This window comes from Shewanella sp. Shew256 (assembly GCF_002196695.1).
Taxonomy (GTDB): Bacteria; Pseudomonadota; Gammaproteobacteria; order Enterobacterales; family Shewanellaceae; genus Shewanella; species Shewanella mangrovisoli.
The window spans coordinates 511311-536137 of sequence record NZ_NAJR01000002.1 but is presented as its reverse complement, the minus strand read 5'-3'; the positions used below and the strand labels follow the sequence as shown (position 1 = coordinate 536137).

The window sequence follows — 24827 nt, the reverse complement described above, 5'->3', positions numbered from 1 at the left end:
ACTAAGGCTCAGTATTTGACAAGTCATCTGGAGTAGCGATGAAATCTGATCCAACGATAAAAGCAGTTATCCTGCTGATTATCTGCACCTTCTTTTGGGGAAGTTGCTTTCCCATCGGGAAACAAGTGTTAAGCGAAGTGCATGCCTTGACCTTAGTGTTCTGGCGCTTTGTGATTGCCGCGGCCTGTCTCGCTATCTACCTCAAGCTCGTCCGTATGCCAAAATTGCACTTAAGCATCAATCAATGGTTGTGGATTATTCTGGTCAGCGCGGTAGGAATAGGCGGACTTAACCTTGGCCTGTTTACGGGATTGGCGTCAACTAATGCGACGAACGGCTCATTAATCATGGCCCTTAGCCCGCTGATCACATCATTGATCGCCTGTGTTGCCCTGCGTACGCTGCCATCGTTTGCCCAGTGTTTTAGTCTGCTGGTGAGTCTAACTGGCGTACTGATGGTGATCACCAATGGGCACCTTGAAACCCTCTTCTCGATGCAGATAAACCACGGAGATAAATTGATATTTGGCGGCATGCTGGCCTGGAGTTTTTACACCTATTTCAGCCAAGGTATCAGCCGTTGGATGCCAGTCATCCCTTATACCTTAATCGGCATGTCGAGTGGCGCTGCCGTGATTGGCGCTTTATGTTTGGCTTCGCCAGAGGTGCATCCCTTCGCAGAGCTAGTAAATAGTTCGGCGTTAGGCATGGCTGAAGTGGTCTATATCGGCGTATTTGGTACGGTTGCGGGCTATTTGTTGTGGTTAAACGGCGTGCGCCAATTAGGCTCAGCCAACGCATCACTGTTTTTTAACTTTGTCCCCATCTTCTCCGTATTAACCTCGTTTATGCTCGGCCAAGCCGTGACCGAGTTTCAACTGTTAGGGATTATCGTGGTTATTGCAGGTTTACTACTGCCACGAATTTTACGGTTTAAGCGCGAGCCCAAAGTGTGCCCTGAATCCTAGCCAATCCTCAAATAACATAATCAAGGCGGGAAGTTCTCGCCTTTATTGTTGGCATTAACACTTCGGATAAGTCATTTCAGTTATTGGGACTGTTTTGCTCCCCAAAAAAAAGAGTTTCAACTAGCGATTTTATTCAAATGAGTCCACTCAAATTACCCTAGAAATTCTCAATGATAATCCTGTTTTAATCTTACCTTGTATGCGGCTAACCATGTATGACTATGGTTTTTCACTGTTATAGGTGATTTTAAGGTTGAACAATGCACATTAACTCCGCACAAATAAAGCAAAGTATATTAAATTCAATGAATTACACAAAAAATGGCATATTAATCGTTCTGATAAACACACATGTTCTTTTTTCAATATGGTACATTTAATGAAAAGCTGATAAGTTCTTTGCATACAAATAGTTAATTGTGCATATTTTCACAATTCTAACGTGATTAACGCACATACACACTAGTAAAATGTTAACACTACACCTCAAGAGTGCTTATGAACTTAAGAATAATATTTTCAATTCTAATCTCTTTATTTATTTGCGGCTGCGCAATGACCGGAAGACCTAATCTTCCGGTAGATATATCTTCAAATGATTTAAATAGAGATGGGTATGCTCTGATTGTGGGTTCGTTGTCTAGGCGTAATGCAGCGGCTATATATGATCGTTGGGGAATAAACATTAGAAAAGTGGATTCTGAAAATTTTTTTGAATTTAATATTGAAGGTAAAGCGTCTACTACAGCACCGTTTATAGCGTATGATTTCGACTATCGAGAGAGTAAATATTCTGGAAATATATTCGCCTATCTTGTTCCTGCGGGGACGTATGAAATCTACAACTACACGCTATTTCAGACGCGAGGCGAATTCTATCGACATTGGAGTCCAGAAGATAATTTGTCGATTACTTTTTCAGTAAAAGAAAACTCAATAAACTATATAGGTGAATTCGCTGCCACAGAAAATTATGACTGGAAAATTTTTGAAAACAAAAATAGAGATATTCCTATGCTTATGAAAAAATATCCCAATTTGGATTGGTCAGATGTGGTTACCAGAATACCTGATAAAAGAAACTTTTGATTAAATTATAAAACTGGACACCCAGCGTTAATAACAAGGAGGTTTATATGCCGCGCGCTCATCGCCCTCTGATAAGTTTTGAACAGCTCACGTTATATCCGATGGTTAACCTAGCGATGAGGCTCAAGTGATGACTAGCATTGCGCTGGCGAATCTTCTGTCCAATGACTCAAATAATCATCGGCGTGATAAAGAAACAATGCTTGCTGTTTCATCCTCTGTATAAAACTATGCGAATAGATAACCGCTCAGCACACTATTATTGTTAACTCGCTAATGTCTCCATCCTCGCATGCATTTTTTGTGCTGCTACATTTTGTGCCGCGAGATAATCAAGTTTTAGCTGCTTGATAATGCTAGTGATGAGGACCAGCTCCTGCTGTAATAATGGGATCTTTGACATATCCTGTGTGGGCAAGTTGATGTCCACATTATCAAATAAATTACCAAAATAGCTCGCCATAATAAGCACTGTATTGTTTTTAAACTCGATGCTTATCCCTGAACCTCGTGCAGTTTTCCGGAATAATTGCTCCAACTCAACCAATCGTTCCATCACTGCGGGTGACAATAAATATCGCGCATAATGTTGATCGTGTGAATACACTTCAAACATGGCCTCAAAGGTGACACTTTCAAGTTTAACTCTGGGTTGCTTGATGCCTGAAATGGCATTCCCCAGGGAACCATAGTCTTGGCTAACAATGGTGTGAGATTCAAAATGAAAGGGCATAGAGATAATCACCACCCCACCCTTAAATTGAATTTTATCCGACTTGCTTCCACGGGATTTTAAGGTTAACTCGCAAAACTCGAAGCTAACATCTTCTACCTTGCCGCGAATATGGTCTTCAGCTTCTTTCTTGCTAAAACTGGGCATGAGTTCAAAATCAGCCACGGCATCCAGATTGACACAGGAATCGGGGCTATATTGGTAATCCCCTAATTTATCGAGTAAAACAGGTAAAATTTTATTCTTATAATGGCGCTTAAATTGTATTTCAGGCAACTGAACCCACATCAAGATGCCTGCGAGAACAATCAAGCTCAGAATGCTTGGGTCACTATTTGAGGCTAACGACATCAAATCAACAACCAGCGCAGGCAAGCACAGGAGCCAGCCTAACCGCTTGGCCCATTTCTTCCGAGAAAGTTTCGTTTCAAGTTTTTCAATTCGATAAGCTTCTAGCGGCTCGAGTAGTTGCAACAGTGCCGCTTTCGCCTCTTCTGATATCGGCGGTAATTCGGGTCGAGGGAAATCTGCGGGTAAATTCGCTTCCACTATATGATTGCGAATACTTTTCAGGGCTTCGAACCCCTGCTTTAAAGAATACAACAATTGGCTCATCTACTTATCCCTGTAATCGCCGATACAGCGCCCATTCCATTGTGCTGTTTCTACTCTCGAGTGTCGGTTAACGCCGAGATTAACCTATAGCGAGTGTCAGATTAAACAAAGGGTTATTTATTGTAAATAACAAATTTCAAACAACGATTTATATCAAAAACATTGGCGTGTTTTTGATACCACCTCTTATACCTCAGAGGCGTAAACCAAACTTATTGACTGACTTACAGTTCACTTTATCCCCTAAAGAAACACAAAACAAAAACGCTCTGCGGTTAGGCAGAGCGTTTGCGGATAAAGCCGTGTGATAAAAGGCGTTTAGTCCTTTAAATCCTTTTCCATATCTTCGTAGGAAGTATGGCGAACGTCTTTACCTTTCACGTAGTAAATAATGTATTCGCAGATATTTTTACAACGATCGCCGACACGTTCAACGGCACGGGCGGCCCAGAGTACGTCTAATACATCGGGGATTGAGCGTGGGTCTTCCATCATGTAGGTCATTAATTGACGGATAATGCCTTCATATTCACGGTCGAGCTTGGCATCTTCTTTATGAAGTTCCAGCGCCGAATCGGCATCCATACGGGCTAAGGCATCGAGCGTTGCGTGCAGCATACGAATCGCATGGCGGCCCATATTTTCAATGCTGACTAATAACGGTTGCTGATTATTCAAACGCTTATCTAATGCGGCCTTGGCAATACGCACGCAGGCGTCACCGATACGCTCAAGATCGGCAATCGATTTTGAAATCGCGATGATCAGACGTAAGTCGCTCGCCGCTGGTTGGCGTTTAGCGATAATGCGGGTGCATTCTTCGTCAATAGAGACTTCCATGCCGTTCACTTTGTGATCGCCGGTGATCACCTTTTGCGCTAATTCAGCATCTAAGGTGCTTAAGGCGTCGATGGCTTGCTCTAACTGACGCTCAACCAAACCACCCATGGCGAGTACACGGTTACGGATATCATCTAACTCGGCGTTAAATTGCCCAGAGATATGTTTGTTTAAATTCATATTTTCCATTTGGCCAACCTTTTACTCAACTGTATCAACGCCTAGATGGAGTTTGCAATGTTTAACTCTGTTCTAGGCGGTGGCTTATTTCGTTAATCACTTATCACTCACATCATCACTGCCAAAGGCAAGGTGATTAACCGTAACGGCCGGTAATATAATCTTCGGTCTTACGTTTTTTCGGTGTGGTGAAAATAGTGTTGGTATCGGCGTATTCCACCAATTCGCCCATATACATAAATGCTGTTTGATCCGACACCCGCGCCGCCTGTTGCATGTTATGGGTAACGATAACCACTGTGTACTTAGTCTTAAGCTCAGTGATCAGCTCTTCGATGGTTAAGGTTGAAATCGGGTCGAGGGCCGAAGTCGGTTCGTCGAGCAGTAATACTTCGGGCTCGATGGCAATCGCACGGGCAATCACCAGACGTTGCTGCTGACCACCGGATAAGCCAAAGGCGTTATCGTGCAGACGGTCTTTCACTTCATCCCAAATCGCCGCGCCGCGTAGCGAACGCTCGGCCGCTTCGTCGAGTTCACGGCGGTTGTTAATGCCCTGCAGACGCAGACCATAAACCACGTTTTCGTAAATCGACTTAGGGAATGGGTTAGGACGCTGGAACACCATACCTACGTTGCGGCGCAGGGCGGCAACGTCGATTTTTTTGTCATAAATATTTTGACCGTGCAGCAAAATCTCGCCGTCGATATGGCAGTTGTCGACCAGATCGTTCATGCGGTTAATGCAGCGCAATAAGGTGGATTTACCACAACCGCTGGGGCCGATAAACGCCGTAACTTGCTTCTTCGGGATCTTCATCGACACGTTAAACAGCGCTTGCTTGTCGCCATAGCGCAGGTCTAAGTTGCGGATCTCCAGTGCGGTATCGTTCTGGCTCAAGTTTGCTAAGTCAAAGTTGTTGGTTTTCATGGCTGTCGAATCTATAGAAATCATATTCAGTCCTAATACTTTCAGGATAATCGCTGATTAATGCTCAAGCGAACGATATTTTTCACGTAAGTGGTTACGCACACTAATCGCGGTTAAGTTCAGTGCCACAATCACTGTTACCAGCAAGAAGGAGGTGGCGTATACCAGAGGACGTGCCGCTTCAACGTTAGGACTCTGGAAGCCCACATCATAAATATGGAACCCTAAGTGCATGAATTTACGTTCTAAATGCACGAACGGGAAGTTTAAGTCCAGTGGCAATGTCGGTGCTAATTTCACTACACCCACCAGCATTAACGGTGCCACCTCACCCGCAGCGCGGGCCACGGCTAAAATCAGTCCCGTCATAATCGCAGGACTTGCCATCGGGATCACAATCCGCCACAGGGTTTCGGCCTTAGTCGCGCCCAGAGCCAAACTGCCTTGACGCACCGCGCTAGGAATACGGCTTAAGCCTTCTTCGGTCGATACAATCACCACTGGCAGGGTGAGAATCGCTAATGTCAGCGCCGACCAAATCACCCCAGGTGAACCAAAGGTCGGTGACGGTAAAGCTTCGGCGTAAAACAGTTGGTCAATCGAGCCGCCCATCATGTAGACGAAGAACCCGAGACCAAACACCCCGTACACAATCGATGGCACACCCGCTAAGTTGATTACCGCAATGCGGATCATCTTAGTGATTGGGCCTTTTTTGGCATATTCATGTAAGTAGATCGCAGCAATCACCCCGAATGGCGTCACGATAATCGCCATCAACAGCACCATAAACACGGTACCGAAAATCGCAGGGAACACGCCGCCCTCGGTGTTGGCTTCGCGTGGGTCGTCGCTAACAAAGCGGCCTAGCCCGACAAACCATTTGCCGATTTTACCCATCAAGCCTAAGTGGTTGACGTAGGTGACATCGAGAACCGAATCCAGCTTAAGTTCAACCTCAACACCACGCATATCGCGCACGATAACAGAGTCGCGAGCCGCTTCATCACGCAGGGCAAACAGCTCTTTTTCAAGCACATGGTATTCTTTTTGGAGCGCTTCCTTCGCGGCCGCTAACTCCAGCTTACGGCTATCGGTCAGCTCACCATCTAACTCGTAACGGCGCTCTTTTAAACGCAGTTTCTCGATGTTGTAGTTAATCGCACCAATATCTTGTTTTTGCAGTGATAACGCTTTGTCAGACAAAGCTACGGCACGGTCGATATGCTCCATCAAAGAGGACTCAAGCGCATCGTTTTTCAGCTCTAAGCGTTTACCGTTTTCAATCACGGCCACTGGGTAGCCATAAAAGTTACCGTTTTTAGCACGCTCGAGCATGGCCACATCGGCAGGCTCGCTACGGCTGATAATGTCTGTTGCTAAAATCCAACGGAAATCTAAGCCCACAAACTCACGGTTACCGGTTTTCACTAAGTAACGCGTCACAAACTCACCGGGTGGCTGTTTAAACACATGGCCCGCGGCGGTTAAGCGTTCGGTCGGCACTTCTTCCCTATCGTAAATCTCACCGATTAAGGTTGAACGTGCACCAGTGTTATCTTCGAGTTCCCATTGATAAATCGTTGCAGGCCAAAAGTAGCTTAATCCGCGCCATGCAATGAGCAGTAACAGGCCTAATACTGCAATCAAACTGATGCTCACCGCGCCACCTGTCATCCAAATCCATGGCGAGCCTGATTTTACCCACTTACCCATTGCACAAACCTCTCAAGGTCATTGGCGAAATAGTATTTAGTATCATTATCTTATCTCCATTACAGCGAGCTATAGCGGTCACGCAGACGCTGTCTTACCACTTCGGCAATCGTGTTAAAGAAGAAGGTAAATACGAACAGAACGAAGGCCGCGAGGAACAGCACACGGTAGTGCGAGCTGCCAATTGCCGACTCTGGCATTTCCACCGCGATGTTAGCCGCCAGCGTACGCATACCTTCAAATACGCTCCATTCCATGATGGCGGTGTTACCCGTTGCCATCAGTACGATCATGGTTTCACCCACAGCGCGGCCAAGACCCATCATCACAGCAGAGAAAATCCCTGGGCTTGCGGTCAACAGCACCACACGTGTCAGGGTTTGCCAAGGCGTCGCGCCCAGCGCCAAACTGCCGTTGGATAAATGGCGTGGCACAGAGAAAATCGCGTCTTCGGCAATCGAGAAAATCGTTGGAATAACCGCAAAGCCCATGGCGATACCCACTACCAGCGCGTTACGTTGGTCGAAGGTGATGCCTAATTCGTTAGTGATAAATTGACGAGTGTTACCATCAAACAGCGCCACTTCGATCATCGGGCTGATGGCAAAGGAGAACCAACCCACAAAGCAGATAACCGGAATGAGCATCAGCTCCTGATAGACTTCAGGCAGACGTTGTTTCCAAGTGCCGGGTAATTTGCTCCAAGAGTACGCCGACACCAGAATCGCCGTCGGCAGCAGGATCAGCAGTATTAGGATGCCCGGTAGATGTTCTTCAATCAGCGGTGCTAACCAAAGTCCGGCGAGGAAACCTAAGATAACCGTCGGTAAGGCTTCCATAATTTCAATCGTTGGCTTAACAATGCCGCGTACCTTTGGCGACATAAAGTAAGCAGTATAGATGGCGCCAGCAATCGCTAATGGCACGGCAAACAGCATGGCGTAGAACGCCGCCTTCATGGTGCCGTAGGCCAATGGCATTAAGCTGAGTTTGGCTTCAAAGTCATCGCTACCCGAGGTGGATTGCCACACAAACTTAGGCTCTGGGTAACCTTCGTACCACACCTTATTCCACAGCGCGCTCCAAGACACTTCTGGGTGCGAGTTTTCCACGTGGAAGATATTCAGTTGCTTGTTCGCTTCAACCACTAGGCCGTTAGAACGGGGGCTAAAGCCCATCACACCTGGGTTTTTAAGGTCAAACTTTTCATCAAACAGTTCGCGCTCACTGGTGGTGTACAGGAGTGATAACTCACCCTCTGGACTCACCACGGCAAAGCTTTTACGGTAGAACTCAGAGGCAATCGAGGCCACTGGCGCTAAGTCGGTAAACTCACGGATCTCTTTGTATAAACGGCCTTTTGGACCATTCACTTGGAAGTACTGGGTTACCACACCTGAGTCGTAGCTCACCAGAATCGAGCTGGCACCGGCGAGTAAGGCAATGTTGTTAACCTTAGACTTTTCCTTTTCCGCATCAATCACCTGCATTAAGTCCAGGCTTTCAACATCACGGATATTGTAGATAAACACCTTGTTGCCCATTTGAAGCATCAATTGGCGTTGATCCGGCGTCATCAATTGGTGTGCAACTTTTTTAGGTGCATCGGGCAGTAGTGCGCCCGTGGTCGTCCATTCCACCTCTTCGGTCATCATGTTTTCTTGACCTTCGAGACGGCTTAAACGCCAAGCACCATTGTCATCTTGGTAGGCGAAGCTGATTTTATCGTTGCTGTAACTAAAGGCTAAATGATGGATAGCGCTGCCCGACTCATCGATAGTGATCGGCGCTTCACCCGCGCTGTAACGCAGTTTTGGGGTAATAAGGCGCTTGTTGTTAGGGTAACTTAAGCCAAACTCAATCCCTACGATTAAGGCTTGACCGTTACTTAACCCCAGTGCGAAGCGTTGCTCACTCGGTGCGGCAATCGCGGCGCTGGTTACGCTCACACCCGCAGGTAATGGCGGTGTAAAACTGGAGAGTAAACTGCCATCGGCAACAGTGTAGAAATCCACTTGGCCATCGGCGGCCACGCGATACATAACCTCATTTTGCTCGTCGGCACCGACCATCAGGGTCGCGACTTCAGCATGTTGATAACTCACGCTTTTAACGGGAGTCACATCCGCGCTGTCGAAAATGGGTTTAATCACGTACAGCAAATAGAAGAAGATCAACAATAAGGCGACAAACACCATAGTGCCGCCAATCGTGACCCCAATTTGAGCCGCTTTATCCTTAAATGCCCTGCGACTTGAACGTCCGCCTTTCAGCATACTTTGCGGCGCAGAACCAGGTTGAATGACCTGACTTTCCATTAAGAACCTCTATTATTAAAGCCTGTGAGTTTTTTCGCTAGGAATTGCGAAATGCTATGCTTACACTGTTTGAGCATAAACTGAGCAATAACAACACCCTTCATTCTAAGTGCGTTGAATTATATGACGCAAAGATGACAGTTGTGTTACACCCGATTTTAAAACAGGTGCCTTTTACAAAAAATAGGAGTCAGTCGCCATGCTACGATATTTAATCACGCTTCAAGCACCTGATAGAAAAGGATTAGTCGAGCAAATCGCCCACGCCGTGAGTCGCCATGGCGGTAACTGGTTAGACTCAGAGTTGCGCCATATCGACGGGATCTTTGCCGCCATATTGTTACTCGAGGTGCCTTCCCTAAAAATGGACGAGCTGATTGAAGCCTTGGAATGTATCGACGGCCTCACCCTCACCTATTCAAAAACCTCGGTCGCCCTCAAACCCGTTAAGCGGCTCACCTACAGCCTAGTGTCCTACGACAGACCCGGATTAGTGCTGGATATTTCCAATCGCATCACCGCCCTTGGTATCAATATCGAACAGTTTAGCAGCCAGTTTGAGACCGCAGGCCATACCGGTATCGCCCTGTTTCGCGCCACCATTGGCTTGGGCCTAACCGATCTTGCCCAAGAGGAACAACTGGTGCAGTCCCTCTACTCCCTCGGTGATGACTTAGTGCTGGATAAACTCAGCCGTTAACCTTCAACACCTTCAACAAAAAACGCCGCGGGCACTCCCTGCGGCGTTTTTTATGGCGAGTTAACTGACTTTCTGGTGCCGAGACTTAATTAAATAGAGCAGCGGCACTTGGGAAATCAACATCCCCAGCAGCATCAAGCCGCACCCGAACAAGGCGCGCAGTCCTAAGCTTTCACCAAGAAACAGAATACCGCCGATGGCCGCAAACACGGTTTCTAAACTCAAAATAATCGCCGCGTGCGCAGGATGAGCATGCTTTTGCGCCAGCACCTGCAAAGTGTAAGCAATACCCACTGAAATCAGCCCCGCGTAAGCCAGTGAGCCCCAAGCTGCAATCACCTTATCGACAGTCGTGACCTCAATAGTCGCCGACACAAGTAGGCTTAATACGCCGCATACCAAAAATTGCATCATGGCGAGTAACACGGGCGAAATCCGCTTGGCAAAATGATCCACCGCCAAAATATGCATCGCCCAAAACAGTGCACCAATCAATTGCAGCGTATCGCCATAACCGAGGTGAAAGCCGTCTTTAATGCTTAAAAAATACAGCCCCACCACGGCGATCCCACAGCCTACCCAGGTATTTGCACCGGTAGCATGTTTCAGGGCTAAGCCCAATATCGGCACTAACACGATATAAAGCCCAGTGATAAAGCCCGCATTGGCGGCCGTGGTATAAAGCAGTCCCACCTGTTGTAGCGATGCACCAGCAAATAACAGTCCGCCCACCGCAACACAACCAATGGCAAAATCTTTGGGCGTACCGAGATGAATTTTACCCTGCCGAGCCAAGTACCACACCAGAGGAACGAGTGATACAGTACCAATTAAGAAACGTAGCCCGTTGAATGCAAAGGGCGATAAATGCTCCATCCCTAAGGTTTGGGCAACAAAACCAAAGCCCCAGATAGCGGCGGCGAGCAGGAGTAAAAAATTGGCTGGCAAGATACAGTCTCTATGATTAAAAAGGATGACAAGATTACCCAGATGCCGGGCGCTTGTCCAAATATGTTGCGATACTGTTAGCTTTTACGCCGTGCCCTACTGGCGATACTCAGAAACCAACGCATGGGGTCAAGCTCTCAATCGAGAATTCCTATCTAAACTCGGCGGGATAATCTTGTATACTGCACACCACGCAATGACGAATGCATAAGTGCGCTGGATGCCTTACCAAACCCAGTGACACCATAAAAAACTAGGACCACCTATGTTAGGAACGCTAAAAAAGCTGCGCGCACACTTAGATGAGGCGCAACAAGTACAGTATCAACTGGTTGTTGGCGACGAGTTGCTGCCACTGAATCCCTTAATTGGCAAGCCGCTGACCCTGACCCACACGGGTAATATCTTCTGCTGTAACTGCGGTAAAAAGACCAAAAAGAGCTATTCGCAAGGCCATTGCTTTGTGTGTATGCAAAAGCTCGCCAGTTGCGATATGTGCATTATGAAGCCCGAAACCTGTCACTTTGACCAAGGTACTTGCCGCGAGCCAGAGTGGGCACAAAGCCATTGTTTTGTGCCGCATTATGTTTATCTATCCAATACTTCAGGCATCAAAGTCGGCATCACTCGCCACACACAATTGCCTACTCGCTGGATAGATCAAGGCGCGACTCAAGGTTTACCGATTTTTAAAGTGTCGACACGACAAATCTCGGGTCTAGTGGAAGTGGAGTTAGCCAAACTCATCAACGATAAAACCCACTGGCAAACCATGCTTAAGGGCCACGCCGACGATATCGATTTAAATGCTAAGGCGGCGGAACTGATCCCGCAAATTGAGGCTAAGTTGCACGAAATCGGCATGCAAAAAGGCGATTACAGTATAGAACGTTTAGATGAAACGATTCAGTCGATTCACTATCCCATCGACACCTTTCCGAAGAAGATCACTTCCCACAACTTCGATAAAAATGAGGTGGTAAGCGGGATTTTACAGGGGATTAAAGGTCAGTATCTGATCTTCGATACCGGCGTGATTAACATTCGTAAATTCACGGCCTATGAAGTGAGTGTAGGGTTAACTGACTAAGATCAGGTAAAACTCTCGTTGATTGAGTGTGTTGAGCGCCTCTATGGTAGTCAGCACACTTATTGCTCTTATTGCAAAACCGTGAGATGAGCCAAGTGAAGCGGCTAGATAGCTTCACTTGGCATAGAAGCGTTGTGCAAAGCTTAAGCCCCACGCAACGCTCGCCATTCTTGGATAAGCCTGATGTAGATGAGATTGAAGCAATCGAACTGAGGCTTTGCCCTAACCCACTTGCGCTGCCATATGAACAAGTTCCCAGATATGTCCATCGGGATCTTCAAACGCGTGGCCGTACATAAATCCTTGATCCTGCGCTTGACGATAGGCTTTGCCGCCATGTTGCTCTGCGAGCTTAACCAGTTGGTCGACACGTTCCCGACTGTCGCAGTCTAGGCAATTGAGCACTTCTGTCGTGGTGCGAGCATCGGCAATCGCCTTATCGGTAAAGCCAGCGAAAAAAGGCTTCGCCAGCAGCATCACATAAATATTGTCGGCAATCACCACGCAAGCAGCCTGCTCATTGCTGTATTGCTCATTGATACCAAATCCTAGGCCAGCGTAAAAAGCCCGAGATTGTTGAACACTTTCAACCGCTAAATTAACAAAGATACTTTGTGCCATCATAATCTCCCTTTATAAATCCTCTGCGGACGTCACATCCTGTCCTGTAAAAATACCTGTAATTGTAAATAGCTCAGAGAACAGTCTAGTCAATCATTGCGGCATCCTAAACCTATATTCCCGCAAGAGCATAAGGCGAGTATCTTACTCGCCTTATGAGGATACCTTATGACAGTGATCTTAAGCTTTCAGCTTCAGTCTTAAGCCTGTCAATTTATAACCTTCTCTTTATAGTTATTTGTTTATAAGCATCTGTTTTTAAATGGAAGTTTCCAGCCGAACTGGGATAACCGCACTATTGCACCGCATGGGTGACGGGCAGCGATAACAGCATTTCATCGATTAAACCATCGAAGCGGGCCTTAACTTCGTCCATATCTTTAATGTTGGCAAAGCCTTGGGCAAGGACTCGCCAGACCATTTCTGTGGGTTGGCCTGCGACTCCCGTCGGCTTAAAAAAGCTAATCAGCACTGAGCCTTTATCGTACTTTTTAGGATCAACACCTTGGTTTGACAACCCAGGCACAAGGCCTGCAGCGGCGAGTATCTGCTCGTCCGACATTTGTGTGCCCATGGCAACGCCAAAGCCCACTTGAAAGTCAGCAAGCTGCGGATCTTCGACCCAGCGATACCCTTTTGTCAGCAGCACTTTTTTCAGCGTATCTTGCATATGCTGCTGCACTTGCTGTTTATCGAGTCGACTGTCAACAAAGATCTTCTGTAGGGTGGGATGCCAGGTATAGGTCATGGCACTCGGCGGTAATAGGCTCAAATCCCCCGAAGTCACAATAGTGGTTCGCAGCGCCTGCGAATCATCCACACTCACACAGGCCGTCAGCGCGGCCAAACTGATGGTTAATAGCGTCAATAAACGCCCAATGGTTTGTGATAAATACATGCTCTTTCCTTTATTGCGATTTTTACAGCTTAAGGATAGTTGCTATTTCTCAGACTGAAAGTCGATATGCATCATAGTGTTAAATCATGGTCATCGACAAGGATTGCGGCAAAATAGCAGCAAGGCACTCAACTCTGCCCAATGCGTTATGATTTGTTACTTTATAAAGCCCGCAGGGCGTATAGGCGCCGCCCAATTTACCCGCTAGAATGCCTCGCCTACCGTCTGTGCCACTCGTGCCACTAGGCGACAAATTCAGTCACAATCACAATGCCAAAAACGACAACAAAAGGTGTGAAATAGATCTATGGAGTTAATACTCGCTATCGCGTTGTTTGCCTTCTCATCGGGGATCACCCCTGGGCCTAACAACATTATGCTGATGACCTCGGGGGTCAACTTTGGCGTTAAACGCAGTATTCCGCATCTGATGGGGATTAGCCTTGGCTTCCCCACTATGATCCTCGCCATCGGCCTAGGCTTAAGTGCCCTATTTCAAGCCTACCCGATTATCCACCAAGTGATTAAAGTGATTGGGATTGTGTATCTCCTGTACCTGTCTTGGCTAATTGCCAACAGCAGTAGCAAGATGGAGGGCAAGAGCATCGCTAAACCCTTTAGCTTTTTGCAAGCCGCCGCATTTCAATGGGTTAACCCTAAAGGCTGGATTATGGCGGTGGGCGCGATTGCCACTTTTACCTCGGTGCAACAGGATCTCACACCGCAAGTGGTCACTATCGCCACAGTGTTTTTATGCGTCGCCTTTCCCTGCGCCGTGGTGTGGCTTGGGTTTGGTGTGGCGCTTAAACGTATTTTGAAAAATGAGCGCCAGCAGAAGATCTTTAATATCACTATGGCCATCTTGCTTGTGGCGTCTATCATCCCTATGATCGCCCCCTAATTTTGGCCGTAAGAGTTAAGCACTAGCATGAATGAGATAGATCTGATCATTGAACAAACCGATAACTGGGTGAAAAAAGTGATCATGAAATACAATATTTGCCCCTTCGCCAGACGTGAGGTCGAGCGCGGCAGTATTCGCTATCTCGTTGTTGAACAAACCAAAGTCAAGCTAGTACTTAAAGCCTTGATTGAAGAATGCCAATATCTAGATGCGCATCCCGAAGCCGAAACCACACTGTTTATTCTGCCGCGGGGTTTTGAGGGCTTTTACACTTACCTCGATCTCGTCGATATGGCGAACGACGCATTATTCGACAAAGACTATGAAGGCGTGTATCAGCTCGCGCATTTTCATCCCGATTACTGCTTCGAGGATGAACCACAGGATTCTGCGGCCAATTTTACCAACCGCGCCCCCTACCCAACCCTGCATATTATTCGCGAGGCCAGTATGGAGTTAGCCCTTGCTAACTACAACGACCCCGAATCAATTCCCGAGCGCAATATTCAATTTTGTGAGCGTAAAGGCAGCGAATTTTTTATTAAATTACTCGCAGAGTGCATGGGGAAATAGCTTTTATTTCAAAGCTATAAACTCAACAACTTCTAAGCATAAGCTTTGGGAAAGATCGCGCCGCTTTACACCCAATCACAGGATTTGTGCGCTCCATTTCTCATTGCCATAGCGACGATTCTTATAGCTATCGATACGCCATTCATCGGCCTTTTTAAGGACGATAAACAGATACTCATCTTCGAAGTGAGTGTTGGTTTTGATATAGATTTCGGCTCTGCTCTTATGTTTTAAGTTAACGAGCAGCTCAAGAGGATGGTCACAACCATTAAACTTTGAAGGAAAACCAAAGGAGTTGCGAACTTTACCGCCGTACACACGGGGCTTATCGGTACAAAACCCATCGAATAAGGGGGAGATTTGTTCATTGAGCAGTGCAAACCAATCGGTCCGCTCTGCATAGTGGAACTCAGTTTCGGGCACGGCTTTGCTTAAGGCTTCTTCCTCTGCTTGCAGTTTGGCATAAAGATTATTTTCGATCTCATTCCAACTTTGGCAGAAAGATAACACACGCTGTGTTAAATACGCTTTTAATTCAATCTCATCCATGTCGATTATCTCGTCCTCTCCTAGGAATACTTACGGCGGACACTATAATCAAACGGCCTGTCGGTCACAAGCCTAGCTCTCTATCACATCAATAAAAAACATAATGATAATTCATTAGCTTAGGGTGAATTAGCCAGCATATTTTCCCCTAGATAGCTTGGCTGTTAACGCTGCCATGATTGTCATTCTTTATTTACAGCTCAAAATGTTTACAAATTGCTACTTTTGTTATTTGTTTGTTAAAAACAAATTCCTGTGTTAGGTTGAAATCGCCTAAGTCAGCAGACACCCGTCTGTCCATAGGAGCACAAGTAGATGCTCCGTGTCGCTTAGGTCTTACAACCTTGATAACAAATGGAGCAAGCACAATGAAATTAACCAAAATCGCCAGTGCCGTTATTGCCTTATCTGTGGGCGTTATTGCCCAAGCCCATGCCGACGACAATCGTTATGTCATTCAAGTCGAAGCGGGTCATAAAGGCATTGTTAAAGCACTGGCCAATAAATTGGGCGCAGAAATTAATCTTGAAGGGGATGAATTTATCGCTGCGACTTTTACCGGCAAAGATCTCGCCCAAGTAAAAGGCCTGCTAAACAACCCACATATCACCCTGATTGAAGAAGACGTTCGCCGTCATCCAATGGCGCTATTTAACGATGATGCGGGCAATCCAATGACCCAGCAAGTTACGCCCTATGCCGTATATCAATCCCATGCCAACGAAGTGACCTTTAACCCAAATGCGGGCATGAAGGTGTGTATTATTGACTCGGGTTTAGATAGCTCAAACCCAGACTTTAACTGGAACAACATCACTGGCGATAACGACTCTGGTACGGGTAACTGGAATCAGAACGGTGGCCCACACGGCACCCACGTAGCGGGTACCATTGGTGCGGCAGACAACAATATCGGTGTTGTCGGTATGGCGCCTGGCGTACCTATGCATATCGTAAAAGTATTCAACGCCTCGGGTTGGGGTTACTCCTCTGACTTAGCCTATGCTGCCAACAAATGTAGCAATGCTGGCGCTAAGATCATCAGCATGAGTTTAGGTGGCGGCGCAGCTAACAATACTGAAAAGAATGCCTTCGACGCCTTTACTGCGGCGGGTGGTTTAGTGGTCGCGGCTGCGGGTAACGACGGTAACTCAGTGCGCTCCTATCCAGCGGGTTACCCATCGGTGATGATGATCGGTGCTAACGATGCCAACAATAAGATTGCCGACTTCTCCCAATACCCAAGCTGCGTGAGCGGTCGTGGTAAAAAAGCCGTCAACGATGATGGCATCTGTGTTGAAGTGACCGCAGGCGGTGTCGATACCCTATCAACCTACCCTGCAGGCATGGCAACGGCCTCAACCTTAACAGCCGATGGCGCGGCAGTCGCCTCATCAGCAATGGAAAACCCAGGTTCAGCCACGGGTAACACCTATTTTATGGGCACGGCTCAGGCAGTGGATTCGGGCGCGAACGGTAAGATTTGTGTTATCGATCGCGGTGTGATTTCCTTCCACGATAAAGTGCTTAACTGTGAAAACTCAGGCGGTGTGGGCGCAATCGTTATCAACAACGTGGCGGGCATGCTCTACGGCACTTTGGGTGATACCAACGCCACAACTATTCCTGCTGTTGGCGCAGCGTTTGAAGATAGAGCGAGCCTACTTGCAGCCCAAAACGCAACGGTTTCAATCGATTCGGTTGACTACGGCTTTATGAGCGGTACTTCAATGGCCACACCAGCAGTATCGGGTATGGCGGCATTGGTATGGTCTAACCATTCACAATGTACCGGCACACAAATCCGTAACGCACTCAAAGCAACGGCAATGGATGCGGGTACTGTAGGTAAGGATAACTACTTCGGTTATGGTATCGTCAACGCGAAAGCGGCCGATGCTTACCTCACTACCTATGGCTGCTCTGGTAAATAGTATTTAGCCAAGATAATCCCAGTAAAAAAACCAGCACTTGTGCTGGTTTTTTTACTGTCTATCGGAAGATTACTTAAACCAACCTTTGATACTGCTCAGCAGTGAGCGGCTGTAAAAAGGCGCGCTCTTGGCTTGGCAAAATGTCGCAATAGGCTCGACGCTGTCGCCATGTAAATGGTGCACCTTAATGGGCCAGCTGTCCTGCTCTAATTGACGCTCGAGCAACTTCACATCGCCACGAATACGATTAATATCCTCTGAGTTTTCAGTGGGTAACTGGATCACTAAGCTTAAGGCGTGGTCCGAAGTACTACGAATAAAGTCCAAGCGTGACGATTCCAGCAGATAGGCCTTCTCGACGGTTTTATAGTTCGACAATAACCCTTTGAGCTGGGCGAAATGGGGATACTCATGGGGCTCGATATTGCCAAATAACGAGAGCGCGCCTCTATGTTCAACCAACTCAAGCTGCGATGACAACATCAAGCGTACTTCGTGTGCATCCAAGGATTTCGACATATTGCTGTTAGGATTCAGCGCCATATCGCTCCCCGATTGCAGCAACACTTGGAACAGCGTCTCGGCATCGAGCGTCATCACCCCATGGTGCGCAGTGCCTTCGCTCTTCATCAATTCAATGGCCTTATCGACGGCGGTTTGAGATGTGAAAATCGGCGTAAAAGGATGATCACTGCCATCCTCGAGGGGGACATACCACTGGGTGATGCCGATAGCCATCGCACCTTCACCCGCCTCGGGCGCCTCAGTGCTACTCTCACTCAAGATAAACAGGGTTGATTGGCTAAGTTGTTGATAAAACTCGGCCGCATACAGATTGTCTTGGAGGGCCTTCACAAAAATTTGTTCGAGTGGGGTTGTCGCTTCTAGGGTGTACAACATTGGCAAACTTCCTGTTATTAAGCGGTTCAGTCCTTTACTATCAAAGAGTTAAAAATAATTTTTAACCATTCGATTCACACTGACCAGATTAAATCGCGTGGGCATGGTAAAACATTGAGGGCGTCGAATCGAGTAAAACATCCCACAATTGGCATCAAAGCAGGCACTTAGCACAGTACCGAGCCTGCGCAGTCGCAAACTCGGCACTCATGAGTAACTGACTGATAGAATTAGAGACTTAATCCCCACACCTCGAAGGCATCGCGGCAAAGCTGCTCACGAAAATCCGGATGAGCGATATTGATCAGCGCCTGCGCCCGCTCGCGTAGGGAGCGGCCACGTAGGTTTGCCGCGCCATACTCGGTCACTATGTAATGCACATGGGCACGGGTCGTTACCACCCCTGCGCCGGGCGATAACACAGGAGCAATGCGGGAAACCTTGCCGCCCGAGGCGGTACTTGGCAAGGCAATCACAGAGCGGCCGCCTTCGGATAACCCCGCGCCGCGAATAAAGTCCATCTGCCCGCCAACACCCGAATAAATCTTAGTGCCTATCGAATCGGCGCAAACTTGGCCTGAAAGGTCGACCTGCAATGCCGAGTTAATCGCCATTACATTGGGGTTTTTACGAATGATAGCAGTATCGTTTACCTGCTCGATATCCATAAAAATGACCGCTGGATTATCATCCACATAGTCGTATAACTTCTGGCTACCTAAGGCGAAACCTGTGACCAGTTTTCCGGGGTAAAAACGTTTCTTGCTGTTGTTAATCACACCCTTTTCGACCAGCTGCAAAATCCCGTCGGAAAATAGCTCGGTATGCACGCCTAAGTCTTTGTGCTCGGTGAGGCAGGACAGTACCGCATCGGGAATCGCGCCAATGCCCATCTGCAAACAATCGCCATCGCGCACTAACTCGGCCACATTTTTACCTATCGCCAAACTCACGGCATCGCCGGTGGCAAAGGCATGAATGGGCAAACTGGCGCTCTGTTCATACACGGCGGCGAAACGGTCGATATGAATAAAACCATCGCCGTGGGTGCGGGGCATTTGCGGGTTGATATGGGCGATGACTTTACCCGCCACTTGGCAGGCGGCTAAGGTGGCCTCCACCGAAATCCCTAAGGAACACATGCCGTGTTTATCGGGCGGCGACACTTGGATAATCGCGGTATCGATTTTTTGCTCGCCGCTGCGGAACAGTTTAGGCACTTCCGAGAGGAAAATCGGCACATAGTCGGCATCACCACTTTGCAATAATGGCCGAGTCGGCACTCCGCCAAAGAAACAGCGATGGCGCAGATGACCACGCAAATCGGGATGACTTAAGGACTCGGCGCCTTCGGTATGTAGCTGTAATAAGGTGAGATTTTCAAGGGTGAGCGCATGTTTTGCCAGCGCATCCAATAAGACTCTGGGGGTCGCCCCCATGGAATGGGTCCACAGGGTTTCGCCACTTTGAATGAGCGATACCGCTTCGAGGGCACTTTGACACACAATCGCAGGCATACAGAATTCCTTCGCTTAGCTAATCCCCATTCCTTTGCGCATCTTGTGGCGAGGATGCGCCACACGCTTTGCGTCTCCGCTCCCCCAAGGGTTACGCAAAGCCAATACAGCAAAGGAACATTTTAATAGCAGCAGTGTAAGCGAGTTCTAAAGTAACTAACATCCATTTCAACGACTTAGTACGATTCTTTACCAATACTTTGCGTTAAGTCAAAACTCGCGCCCAAAGCGAGAGCCCGTACTTAATCCAAACGTTTGGAGAATCGCAGACTGGCCACCAGCAGGCCTAGGCAGGTAAAGCCAATCATCCACAGCGCATCAAATTGCAAGTCACTCACCAGGGCATCTCTCAACACAATCGCGCGGGACATACGCATAAAGTGCGTCGCGGGTAACGCCTCGGCAATCCACTGCGCCGCCACGGGCATGGCCTCGTAGGGGAACATAAAGCCCGACAACAGAATCGACGGCAGCAGGATAAACACCGTCATCTGCATCGACTGCAACTGGGTTTTCGCTATGGTCGAAATCACTAGGCCTAAGGTCAAACTTGCGCAGATAAACAACATGGCCGCCAGCGCAATCGAGTCCAAACCGCCACGGATTGGCACGGCAAACAGTAAATGTCCGGCGGTAAGAATAATGGCCAGTTGCACAAAACCCACTAATACATAAGGGGTGATTTTACCTAGCATTAGCTCGAGCGGCCGCACTGGTGTAGTGATTAAAAACTCCATATTGCCCTGCTCTCGCTCGCGCACAATCGCGGCCGAGGTAAACATCACCATGGTCATAGTCAAAATCACCCCCAAGAGGCCAGGGACGATATTCACCACAGAACGCTGCTCAGGGTTAAAGTATTGCACCACCTCAAAACTGGGGGGATTCGATTTAACCGCCCTCCCCGCAATTTCATCCAATGGCATTTGCCTTAAACTGCGAATGGTAGAGGCGACCACGGTATCCGAACCATCCACTAACCATTGCCCCACGGGCTCGGAAAAATAGGCCTGCCCCGCAAAGGCGGGATGTCTCACTAAACGCTCGTCGAGGTCGGCGCCTAAATACAGCACGGCTTTCACTTCGCCCCGAGTGATGGCCGCATCCGCCTCGGCGGCACTCAAGTAGTGGTGTTTAAAATCAACGACTTGAGTCGCTTCTACTGCCTTAACCAAGGCGCGGCTATAGGCAGAATCGCTTAAATTCACTAAACCTGCGGGCAAATGGCGCGCATCGGTATTGATGGCATAACCAAACAACATCAACTGCACTAAGGGGATCATCACTATCATGCCGAAGGTCATGCGATCACGCGATAACTGCCTGAGTTCTTTGACCACCACGGCCCAAATTCTACGTAGCATCTTGAGCCTCCACTGTCGTGGCCTGACTGCCATTTGGCGGCGTTAGCTGGGCACGCCCGCCCGTGCAGGTGACAAACACATCCTCAAGGCTTGGACGCACTTCGGTCAGTGCTCGTCCCGCAACCCTTGGGCTTAACCAAGCCAGTGGGTCTGCAATCGAACTTTGCACTAATACCCGTAAACGACTGCCAATCTGCGCCGCCGATAACACGTTGGCGTCGCTGATAAGCGACTGTTTAAGCTTGCGTAAATCCTCACCCGACACTTCAATGACCCGCGCGCCCATGGCCGCCATTAATTGTTGCGGCGAGCCGTCGGCGCGTTTTATCCCGCGCTCTAAAATAGCAAGACCATGGCAACGCTCAGCCTCATCCATATAGTGGGTCGAGACTAAAATCGTGGTGCCTTGGGCGCAGAGATCGAACAGCCGCTCCCAAAACTCGCGGCGATTTTCAGGGTCGACCGCCGATGTTGGCTCATCGAGAAATAACAGCTCGGGGTGATGCAAGGTCGCGGCGGCCAAAGCTAAACGCTGCTTTTGCCCGCCACTCATGGAGCCCGCCATTTGCTTCTCGCGCCCCGCCAAATCGTACAGACTTAATAACTCGGCCAAACGCGCCTTGGTTTGGCGACGATTCAGCCCATAAATTTGCGCCACAAACTCAAGGTTTTCCCGCACCGACAGATTGTCGTAGAGGGAGAATTTTTGCGTCATATAGCCAATGCGGCGGCGCAGTTTTTCCTCGGCGCAGGGCAAGGTTTCCCCCAGCACCCGAATATCCCCCGAGGTCGGACTAAGCAGCCCAGTCAACATCCGAATGGAGGTCGACTTGCCGCAGCCATTAGGACCTAAAAAACCATAAATCGTGCCCTTAGGGATCGCCAAATCAAGATCTTCGACCGCATTGATGCCGCCAAAGGCACGGGTCATACCGCGGGTTTCGATAGCAAACTCAGGAGCCGTGCTTGATGTTTCTGCCGCTGATGTTCCAGCGACTAATCTCCCTACTGAAGCCTGTTGAGCACTCATGGCAGCAGTACCTCAAGGGCCATTCCCGTGGGTAAATCCTGCCCCTCTGGCGCAATATCAATATCGGTGAGATACATTAATCTCGCCATATCGCGTTCATTTAACGCATAAAAAGGAGTGTAAGCCGGTTGACTGCGAATATTACGCACTGTTCCTGCAATAGGCTGCGCGCGGCCATCGACAAGGATCTTCACTTGGCTACCCGACTTGACCCTATCGAGCCAAGTTGCTGGCAGATATACCCGCACATAGGGATGCTCAATCGCCAATAAACCAATAAGTTGACTGCCTGCGGCCACCCTGTCGCCCACCCGCCAAGGTAAGGTATCCACTACTGCGGATCTTGCCGCCACTAGGCTTAAATCCTTGAGGGCCTTTTGCTCCTGCGCCACGCCAGCCATGGCCGCCTCGACTGCGGCTCTGGCCTGTTCGAGTTGCTCGCTACGGGTGCCGTTTTGCAGCAATCTTAGGCTCTGCTCGGCTTCGGCCTGCTTGGCAAGGCTGGTATCACGCGCCGCGCGCGCCGCATCTAAGTCCGCTTGGCTAAGCACCTTAGTCTTAAATAACCGCTGCGTACGCTCAAAATTCTGCTGCGCCTCTTTCACACTGGCATTGGCGCCGTCGAGGGCGGCGCGGGCTTTATCTATATCTTCCGAGCGGGCCCCCGTCACGGCTTCTTCCAACTTGGCCTGCGCTTGCTTAAGCTCGGCTTGACGTTGACCAAGGCGCGCCTTGGCGGCTGTGCTGTCCAGCTCGAGTAACACCTCCCACGCCTGCACTTGCTGGCCTTCGACCACATTAATCTGGTTGATCAGCTCCCCCACGGGTGCGGTGAGGGTTAACCTGTCGCGCTCGACTGTGCCCAGCACGCGGGGGGATTCATCACCGCAAGCCGTCAATTGCAGCAACAATGCCGCGCCCAATAGACTCGTCACCAACTTGCCCCATCTTTGAAGAGAAAGTCGCCGCGCCATAACCGACATCACTGTTAACCTATTGGTTAAAATCATCATTCACTCCTAGGTTCACGTAATACGCCCTGGGTAAACACCTGTATATTGTGCAGCGCTAAGCGTTGTAAATCCGCAGCATTGGCACTAAACAGGCCAAACTGACGCATTAAAACCGGGGGCGCGATCAGCGGAAACACCATCAAACTGATAAAACTCAGGCGCACTAAATTGGGGTCGAGCCCTTCTTTGAGTAATCCCGCGTTCACTAATGCCGACTCAACCCATTGGCGCGAGAGGGACAGAATTTGCTCAAACACCGACAACATAATTCGATAGGCCTCGGTGCCATCGCCTTCCTGCAACACACGTACTATTAATCGGGGTAATCCGGGATTAGGTGCCATCACCCGATAATAGGTCTGCATCAGTTCACCTATATCATTGGGTGCTTGAGCGCTGGAAATTTCACGCAAACGCGCAATCACAGGCTCGAGGGTTTCCCGTACCATCTGCTCGAATAAGCCAGCTTTAGAGCCAAAGTAATAGCGGATAAGCGCCGCATCCACTTCGGCTTCACGGGCAATTTCACGGGTAGAAACAGTGGGATAACTACGTTCACTAAAGAGCGTCACCGCGGCGGCGATCAGCCGTTGGCGCGCATCAGAGTTGCCTTTCGGGCGACCAGCAGTCATGGACTGCCCAGGTTGGGCGGCAAAAGGAACCACACCTCTTGGGCGACGGGGAATAAGCGACATAAGCCACTCCAGCAAAATTCATCTATTGATGAATATACTGAAAAGCTGCTGGAAAAGGCAGCAGTTAAATTCCTCATTTTGATTAAAATTGAGGAATTTAACCTAAAAGGCTTAAGCCTAAGATATCAGACGGTTAAAACCATTTTTAAGGGAGGTATTTTGAAATCCTAAGCCCCTTTCACGATGGCGCTTAAACGTGCGATAAATTGCTGCACAGCTTCAAGGGTATCGAAACTAAACGCCAATCCGTAGTGGGTTTCGTTAAGGCTCTTATGTAAGCGCTTAGGAAAACGCGTCATTTCCGCATTGTGGTAATAATCATACTTGGCATGTACGCCCGCTAAGGTGGCTAACTCGCTGGAAAACACCTCAAAGGCTGGGCGGATAATCAGCTGCGCGGTTTTGCCCTCCATATGCAGATAAAAAGCTTCCTTAGTCTCTGGCAACATATATTCGGTAATGCTCTTCACCGAAAAATTGCTGCGGCAATACAGTTCGGTTAAACAGCGGCTCATTTCCTGTTGTGTTATAGCCAAAAGTGCCTCCTGAAAGTGTAAACATCTTGATATACAGAACAATAAACTGATTAGCCTATCAGTGTTAATAAAAATAATTTCCCACAGCTTTAGGCAAATTTAAACAGCTTAATACGCCATGCGTTTTATTAGCGTTTACTGATCAAGTAATTAGCGTATCCATCC

The 24827-nt window shown here is 48.4% G+C and carries 23 protein-coding genes; 7 read left to right on the top strand and 16 right to left on the bottom strand.

Going from position 1 to position 24827, the window contains the following annotated elements:
* Positions 1 to 38: 38 nt before the first annotated feature.
* On the top strand, positions 39 to 968 hold the full coding sequence (locus tag B5P39_RS05150) for a DMT family transporter (protein WP_088210700.1): 930 nt from the start codon (positions 39 to 41) through the stop codon (positions 966 to 968).
* 498 nt (positions 969 to 1466) lie between these two features.
* On the top strand, positions 1467 to 2057 hold the full coding sequence (locus B5P39_RS05145; RefSeq protein WP_086904542.1) for a hypothetical protein: 591 nt from the start codon (positions 1467 to 1469) through the stop codon (positions 2055 to 2057).
* Between the two features lie 265 nt (positions 2058 to 2322).
* Here B5P39_RS05145 and B5P39_RS05140 read toward each other — a convergent pair whose 3' ends face one another.
* From B5P39_RS05140 to B5P39_RS05120, 5 genes are all read right to left on the bottom strand, one after another.
* Entirely contained in the window at positions 2323 to 3405 is a 1083-nt protein-coding gene (locus B5P39_RS05140; RefSeq protein WP_086904543.1) for a DUF3137 domain-containing protein, read from the bottom strand.
* 318 nt (positions 3406 to 3723) lie between these two features.
* Complete coding sequence (gene phoU / locus B5P39_RS05135; RefSeq protein WP_011623309.1) at positions 3724 to 4434, bottom strand: phosphate signaling complex protein PhoU; 711 nt, start codon at positions 4432 to 4434, stop codon at positions 3724 to 3726.
* Positions 4435 to 4561: 127 nt separating this feature from the next.
* The gene (gene pstB / locus B5P39_RS05130) at positions 4562 to 5380 is read right to left on the bottom strand and encodes a phosphate ABC transporter ATP-binding protein PstB (RefSeq protein ID WP_011623310.1); all 819 of its coding nucleotides are present in this window, start codon (positions 5378 to 5380) and stop codon (positions 4562 to 4564) included.
* A 33-nt stretch (positions 5381 to 5413) separates the two neighbouring features.
* The gene (gene pstA, locus B5P39_RS05125; RefSeq protein WP_011623311.1) at positions 5414 to 7072 is read right to left on the bottom strand and encodes a phosphate ABC transporter permease PstA; all 1659 of its coding nucleotides are present in this window, start codon (positions 7070 to 7072) and stop codon (positions 5414 to 5416) included.
* 59 nt (positions 7073 to 7131) lie between these two features.
* Positions 7132 to 9390 (bottom strand): ABC transporter permease subunit, encoded by a 2259-nt coding sequence (locus tag B5P39_RS05120; RefSeq protein ID WP_011623312.1) that lies wholly within the window; start codon positions 9388 to 9390, stop codon positions 7132 to 7134.
* Positions 9391 to 9589: 199 nt separating this feature from the next.
* Between B5P39_RS05120 and B5P39_RS05115 the strand changes: the two genes are divergently transcribed.
* On the top strand, positions 9590 to 10090 hold the full coding sequence (locus B5P39_RS05115) for a glycine cleavage system protein R (protein WP_011623313.1): 501 nt from the start codon (positions 9590 to 9592) through the stop codon (positions 10088 to 10090).
* 60 nt (positions 10091 to 10150) lie between these two features.
* Here B5P39_RS05115 and B5P39_RS05110 read toward each other — a convergent pair whose 3' ends face one another.
* A complete protein-coding gene (locus B5P39_RS05110; RefSeq protein WP_088210699.1) occupies positions 10151 to 11038 on the bottom strand; it encodes a DMT family transporter in 888 nt (295 codons plus the stop codon).
* Positions 11039 to 11303: 265 nt separating this feature from the next.
* Here B5P39_RS05110 and B5P39_RS05105 point away from each other — a divergent pair, with 265 nt between their 5' ends.
* Positions 11304 to 12128, top strand: coding sequence for a DUF2797 domain-containing protein (locus tag B5P39_RS05105; RefSeq protein WP_088210698.1), 825 nt, complete (start codon positions 11304 to 11306; stop codon positions 12126 to 12128).
* A 222-nt stretch (positions 12129 to 12350) separates the two neighbouring features.
* Here B5P39_RS05105 and B5P39_RS05100 read toward each other — a convergent pair whose 3' ends face one another.
* Together B5P39_RS05100 and B5P39_RS05095 are read right to left on the bottom strand one after the other, a co-directional pair.
* Entirely contained in the window at positions 12351 to 12749 is a 399-nt protein-coding gene (locus tag B5P39_RS05100; protein WP_088210697.1) for a VOC family protein, read from the bottom strand.
* Between the two features lie 295 nt (positions 12750 to 13044).
* The gene (locus B5P39_RS05095; protein WP_088210696.1) at positions 13045 to 13647 is read right to left on the bottom strand and encodes a DUF4136 domain-containing protein; all 603 of its coding nucleotides are present in this window, start codon (positions 13645 to 13647) and stop codon (positions 13045 to 13047) included.
* 307 nt (positions 13648 to 13954) lie between these two features.
* On the opposite strand from B5P39_RS05095, the gene B5P39_RS05090 reads away from it, so the two are divergent.
* Both B5P39_RS05090 and B5P39_RS05085 read left to right on the top strand, forming a co-directional pair.
* Positions 13955 to 14548, top strand: a complete 594-nt coding sequence (locus tag B5P39_RS05090) for a LysE family translocator (protein ID WP_011623319.1) — start codon at positions 13955 to 13957, stop codon at positions 14546 to 14548.
* A gap of 27 nt (positions 14549 to 14575) precedes the next feature.
* Positions 14576 to 15124 (top strand): DUF1415 domain-containing protein, encoded by a 549-nt coding sequence (locus B5P39_RS05085; RefSeq protein ID WP_088210695.1) that lies wholly within the window; start codon positions 14576 to 14578, stop codon positions 15122 to 15124.
* A gap of 75 nt (positions 15125 to 15199) precedes the next feature.
* On the opposite strand, the gene B5P39_RS05080 is transcribed toward B5P39_RS05085, so the two are convergent.
* Positions 15200 to 15673: an NTF2 fold immunity protein gene (locus B5P39_RS05080; protein WP_088210694.1), complete on the bottom strand. Its 474-nt coding sequence runs from the start codon at positions 15671 to 15673 to the stop codon at positions 15200 to 15202.
* A 368-nt stretch (positions 15674 to 16041) separates the two neighbouring features.
* Between B5P39_RS05080 and B5P39_RS05075 the strand changes: the two genes are divergently transcribed.
* Positions 16042 to 17607 carry a S8 family serine peptidase gene (locus B5P39_RS05075; RefSeq protein WP_088210693.1) on the top strand — a complete coding sequence of 522 codons (1566 nt, stop codon included), beginning with the start codon at positions 16042 to 16044 and terminating at the stop codon, positions 17605 to 17607.
* A 69-nt stretch (positions 17608 to 17676) separates the two neighbouring features.
* Here B5P39_RS05075 and B5P39_RS05070 read toward each other — a convergent pair whose 3' ends face one another.
* The 7 genes from B5P39_RS05070 to B5P39_RS05040 all read right to left on the bottom strand — a co-directional run bounded on the left by B5P39_RS05070 (position 17677) and on the right by B5P39_RS05040 (position 24641).
* The gene (locus B5P39_RS05070; RefSeq protein ID WP_011717627.1) at positions 17677 to 18507 is read right to left on the bottom strand and encodes an SseB family protein; all 831 of its coding nucleotides are present in this window, start codon (positions 18505 to 18507) and stop codon (positions 17677 to 17679) included.
* 230 nt (positions 18508 to 18737) lie between these two features.
* Positions 18738 to 20024 carry an acetyl-CoA hydrolase/transferase family protein gene (locus B5P39_RS05065; RefSeq protein ID WP_088210692.1) on the bottom strand — a complete coding sequence of 429 codons (1287 nt, stop codon included), beginning with the start codon at positions 20022 to 20024 and terminating at the stop codon, positions 18738 to 18740.
* A 242-nt stretch (positions 20025 to 20266) separates the two neighbouring features.
* Positions 20267 to 21388 carry an ABC transporter permease gene (locus B5P39_RS05060; RefSeq protein WP_088210691.1) on the bottom strand — a complete coding sequence of 374 codons (1122 nt, stop codon included), beginning with the start codon at positions 21386 to 21388 and terminating at the stop codon, positions 20267 to 20269.
* Positions 21378 to 22319 (bottom strand): ABC transporter ATP-binding protein, encoded by a 942-nt coding sequence (locus B5P39_RS05055; protein WP_088210780.1) that lies wholly within the window; start codon positions 22317 to 22319, stop codon positions 21378 to 21380. Before B5P39_RS05055 ends, B5P39_RS05060 begins: the two co-directional genes overlap by 11 nt.
* 95 nt (positions 22320 to 22414) lie before the next feature.
* Positions 22415 to 23428, bottom strand: coding sequence for an HlyD family secretion protein (locus B5P39_RS05050; protein WP_088210690.1), 1014 nt, complete (start codon positions 23426 to 23428; stop codon positions 22415 to 22417).
* On the bottom strand, positions 23428 to 24126 hold the full coding sequence (locus B5P39_RS05045; protein ID WP_088210689.1) for a TetR/AcrR family transcriptional regulator: 699 nt from the start codon (positions 24124 to 24126) through the stop codon (positions 23428 to 23430). Before B5P39_RS05045 ends, B5P39_RS05050 begins: the two co-directional genes overlap by 1 nt.
* A 167-nt stretch (positions 24127 to 24293) precedes the next feature.
* Complete coding sequence (locus B5P39_RS05040) at positions 24294 to 24641, bottom strand: hypothetical protein (RefSeq protein ID WP_088210688.1); 348 nt, start codon at positions 24639 to 24641, stop codon at positions 24294 to 24296.
* Positions 24642 to 24827 lie beyond the last annotated feature (186 nt).

Bases quoted from the DNA above. Each gene is read 5' to 3' on its own strand.
- B5P39_RS05150 (WP_088210700.1), top strand. From the start codon at position 39: ATGAAATCTGATCCAACGATAAAAGCAGTTATCCTGCTGATTATCTGC.
- phoU (WP_011623309.1), bottom strand. From the start codon at position 4,434: ATGGAAAATATGAATTTAAACAAACATATCTCTGGGCAATTTAACGCC.
- B5P39_RS05115 (WP_011623313.1), top strand. From the start codon at position 9,590: ATGCTACGATATTTAATCACGCTTCAAGCACCTGATAGAAAAGGATTA.
- B5P39_RS05075 (WP_088210693.1), top strand. From the start codon at position 16,042: ATGAAATTAACCAAAATCGCCAGTGCCGTTATTGCCTTATCTGTGGGC.
- pstB (WP_011623310.1), bottom strand. From the start codon at position 5,380: ATGATTTCTATAGATTCGACAGCCATGAAAACCAACAACTTTGACTTA.
- B5P39_RS05040 (WP_088210688.1), bottom strand. From the start codon at position 24,641: ATGAGCCGCTGTTTAACCGAACTGTATTGCCGCAGCAATTTTTCGGTG.
- B5P39_RS05120 (WP_011623312.1), bottom strand. From the start codon at position 9,390: ATGGAAAGTCAGGTCATTCAACCTGGTTCTGCGCCGCAAAGTATGCTG.
- B5P39_RS05065 (WP_088210692.1), bottom strand. From the start codon at position 20,024: ATGCCTGCGATTGTGTGTCAAAGTGCCCTCGAAGCGGTATCGCTCATT.
- B5P39_RS05105 (WP_088210698.1), top strand. From the start codon at position 11,304: ATGTTAGGAACGCTAAAAAAGCTGCGCGCACACTTAGATGAGGCGCAA.
- B5P39_RS05055 (WP_088210780.1), bottom strand. From the start codon at position 22,319: ATGACCCGTGCCTTTGGCGGCATCAATGCGGTCGAAGATCTTGATTTG.
- B5P39_RS05045 (WP_088210689.1), bottom strand. From the start codon at position 24,126: ATGTCGCTTATTCCCCGTCGCCCAAGAGGTGTGGTTCCTTTTGCCGCC.
- B5P39_RS05085 (WP_088210695.1), top strand. From the start codon at position 14,576: ATGAATGAGATAGATCTGATCATTGAACAAACCGATAACTGGGTGAAA.
- B5P39_RS05050 (WP_088210690.1), bottom strand. From the start codon at position 23,428: ATGATTTTAACCAATAGGTTAACAGTGATGTCGGTTATGGCGCGGCGA.
- B5P39_RS05095 (WP_088210696.1), bottom strand. From the start codon at position 13,647: ATGTATTTATCACAAACCATTGGGCGTTTATTGACGCTATTAACCATC.
- B5P39_RS05100 (WP_088210697.1), bottom strand. From the start codon at position 12,749: ATGGCACAAAGTATCTTTGTTAATTTAGCGGTTGAAAGTGTTCAACAA.
- B5P39_RS05140 (WP_086904543.1), bottom strand. From the start codon at position 3,405: ATGAGCCAATTGTTGTATTCTTTAAAGCAGGGGTTCGAAGCCCTGAAA.
- B5P39_RS05070 (WP_011717627.1), bottom strand. From the start codon at position 18,507: ATGTTGTACACCCTAGAAGCGACAACCCCACTCGAACAAATTTTTGTG.
- B5P39_RS05090 (WP_011623319.1), top strand. From the start codon at position 13,955: ATGGAGTTAATACTCGCTATCGCGTTGTTTGCCTTCTCATCGGGGATC.
- pstA (WP_011623311.1), bottom strand. From the start codon at position 7,072: ATGGGTAAGTGGGTAAAATCAGGCTCGCCATGGATTTGGATGACAGGT.
- B5P39_RS05080 (WP_088210694.1), bottom strand. From the start codon at position 15,673: ATGGATGAGATTGAATTAAAAGCGTATTTAACACAGCGTGTGTTATCT.
- B5P39_RS05145 (WP_086904542.1), top strand. From the start codon at position 1,467: ATGAACTTAAGAATAATATTTTCAATTCTAATCTCTTTATTTATTTGC.
- B5P39_RS05060 (WP_088210691.1), bottom strand. From the start codon at position 21,388: ATGCTACGTAGAATTTGGGCCGTGGTGGTCAAAGAACTCAGGCAGTTA.